Below are 2,537 nucleotides of genomic sequence, written 5' to 3'. Positions count from 1 at the left end.
GGCCATCGGGCATCGGCTCAGCGTCGTCGACGCTGAGCCCGAACGCCCGGCACACGTGATCCGGTGGCGGCCCGAGACCCACGCGACGACGTTACCCCGGCCACGCGCCCGCACCCGGCAACCGCTCCGGCGTGCCGGGTCGCACCACGCGGTGGGGAGCGGCACCGCCCGCGGGCCGGTGCCGCTCCCCGAGCGACCGCGGTCGCGCCGGAGCCCGAGCCGACGGCGACGGATCAGTAGGTGGGCAGGCTCGGGTCCACCTGGTTGGCCCAGCCGAGGACGCCGCCACCGAGGTGGGAGGCGTCGGCGAAGCCTGCCTTGTGCAGCGCCGAGAGCGCCTCCGCCGAGCGGGCCCCTGACTTGCAGTGCAACACGATCGGCTTGTCCTGCGGCAGCTCGGCCAGTGCCTCCCCGGACAGGATGCGGTCCTTCGGGATCAGCCTGGCGCCCTTGATGTTGACGATGTCGTACTCGTGCGGCTCGCGGACGTCGATCAGCTCGAAGTCCTCATCGGCGTCGAACTTGGCCTTCAGCTCCGCCGGGGTCAGCGTATGCCCGGCGGCGGCCTGCTGCGCCTCGTCCGAGACCGCACCGCAGAAGGCGTCGTAGTCGTCGAGCAGCTCGGTCACCTTCGGCGTGTCCGGATCCTTGCGGATCTTGACCTCGCGGTAGCGCATGTCCAGCGCGTCGTAGCTGATCAGCCTGCCGAGCAGCGGGTCACCGATCCCGGTGATCAGCTTCACCGCCTCGGTGACCATGATCGAACCGATCGAGGCGCAGAGCACGCCCAGCACACCGCCCTCGGCGCAGGAGGGCACCATGCCGGGAGGCGGCGGCTCCGGGTAGAGGTCGCGGTAGTTCAGGCCCTGCCCGTTCGGCGCGTCCTCCCAGAAGACGCTCACCTGGCCCTCGAAGCGGAAGATCGACCCCCACACGTAGGGCTTGCCCAGCAACACGGCCGCGTCGTTGACCAGGTACCGGGTCGAGAAGTTGTCCGTCCCGTCCAGGATCAGGTCGTAGTCACGGAACACGTCCAGAGCGTTCTCGCTGGACAGCTGCTCCTCGTGCAGGCGCATGTGCACGTACGGGTTGATCTCGGCGACCGACTCCTTCGCCGAGACGGCCTTGGACTTGTCGATGTCCGACTGGCCGTGGATCACCTGGCGTTGCAGGTTCGACTCGTCGACGACGTCGAAGTCGATCACCCCGAGGGTGCCGACCCCCGCGGCCGCGAGGTACAGCAGCGCCGGGCTCCCCAGCCCACCGGCGCCGATGATCAGCACCCTCGCGTTCTTCAGCCGCTTCTGCCCGTCCATCCCGACGTCCGGAATGATGAGGTGCCGGCTGTAGCGCGCGACCTCCTCCTTGGTGAGCTCGGCGGCCGGCTCGACGAGCGGCGGCAGCGTGGCTGACATGGAACCTCCATCTGGCGCGTTCGCGGTTGCCCTATACATAACCACGAACGGAGATCAGCTCTTCCCCCGTCCACATGATGGACAGCCGAGGGACCGCGGCGGGTCACTCCGGCTTCGCCTGGGGGTTCGGCCAGGCGTTCGGCTCGCAGGTCTTCCCGTCAGCCTGCACGGAGTCCGAGTCACCACCGGCCCTGTTCAACTCCGCCACGTAGTCGTTGGCCACCCCGAACGTCTGCTGCATCATCACCGGCGCCAACTCGCCCTCGGCGGCACAGCCCACGTGCCCGTGCTTGAGCGCGTGACCCACCTCGTGATTGATGACGTACTGCCGATACCCGGTGAGGTCCGCGTTGAAGGCGAGCGCCCCGCGGACGTAGCGGGCGAGATTGATCACGACCCGGTCGATCGGCGGGCCGAGGCGGCAGGACGCCTCGTACTGGATGGCCGATCCGCACATGGGTTTCGCCGTCGCCGGACTGGTCAGGCTGACCCGGAAGTCGGGGTCGGGTGCGTCCTCACCCACGCGCTGCAGCGAGACGTCACCCGTCCCCGCCCAGCTGCGCGGGTCGGACAGCGTCCCCTCCACCACGGCGGCGAAGCTGTCGGCCCCGGCGAAGCTGGCCGGGTCGAGACCGTCCTCCACCTCGACCGTGTAGGTATAGAGCCGTTCGGCGTCCCCGACACGGTCACCGTCGCCCTCCTTCAACGGGACGACCTGCCAGGTCTTCTCCCCCTCCTCGGTGTACTCACCGCCGTCGGGGAGTTCCGCGGTCGGGATGTCCAGGTCGATCGGCTCGGCGGGGTTCTCCTCCACGACCGGCTCGTCCCCGGCACCGGCGGTGCCGTCGGCCCCGTCCGTGGTCGTGTCCTCCGCCGCCGACGGCCCTCCGCCGAGGGACCCGCCGCCGCTCGTCGTGTCCACCACCACCAGCGCGGTGACCACCACGAGCACCGGAACCAGGAGCACCCGCCAGCCGTAGGTCGCGGTGAGCCTGCGGAGTCCGGACCGCCCGCCGGGACGCCGCCCGCCCGCGTCGTCCGAGGTCGGGCGCCAGGACGCCCGCAACGGTTCGGTGCGGTCCTTCCGTACCGCCGACCGCGCGACCCCGGCCTCGCCCGGTG

The 2,537-nt window shown here is 70.4% G+C and carries 2 protein-coding genes; both read right to left on the bottom strand.

Annotation, left to right across the window (positions count from 1 at the left end; all coding sequences use genetic code 11):
• Nucleotides 1-233: 233 nt before the first annotated feature.
• Nucleotides 234-1,415 (bottom strand): adenylyltransferase/sulfurtransferase MoeZ, encoded by a 1,182-nt coding sequence (gene moeZ / locus SACPADRAFT_RS0208560; protein ID WP_007027250.1) that lies wholly within the window; start codon nt 1,413-1,415, stop codon nt 234-236.
• Nucleotides 1,416-1,518: 103 nt separating this feature from the next.
• The gene (locus SACPADRAFT_RS0208555) at nt 1,519-2,481 is read right to left on the bottom strand and encodes a DUF3152 domain-containing protein (RefSeq protein WP_084258361.1); all 963 of its coding nucleotides are present in this window, start codon (nt 2,479-2,481) and stop codon (nt 1,519-1,521) included.
• Between the last annotated feature and the right edge of the window lie 56 nt (nt 2,482-2,537).

Origin of the sequence: Saccharomonospora iraqiensis subsp. paurometabolica YIM 90007 (genome assembly GCF_000231035.2) — a bacterium.
Taxonomy (GTDB): domain Bacteria; phylum Actinomycetota; class Actinomycetes; order Mycobacteriales; family Pseudonocardiaceae; genus Saccharomonospora; species Saccharomonospora paurometabolica.
Note: the sequence above shows the minus strand (reverse complement) of the source record. Positions and strands in the feature narration are given on the sequence as shown.

Coding starts and splice junctions, on each gene's coding strand:
- moeZ (WP_007027250.1), bottom strand. CDS start 1,415: ATGTCAGCCACGCTGCCGCCGCTCGTCGAGCCGGCCGCCGAGCTCACC.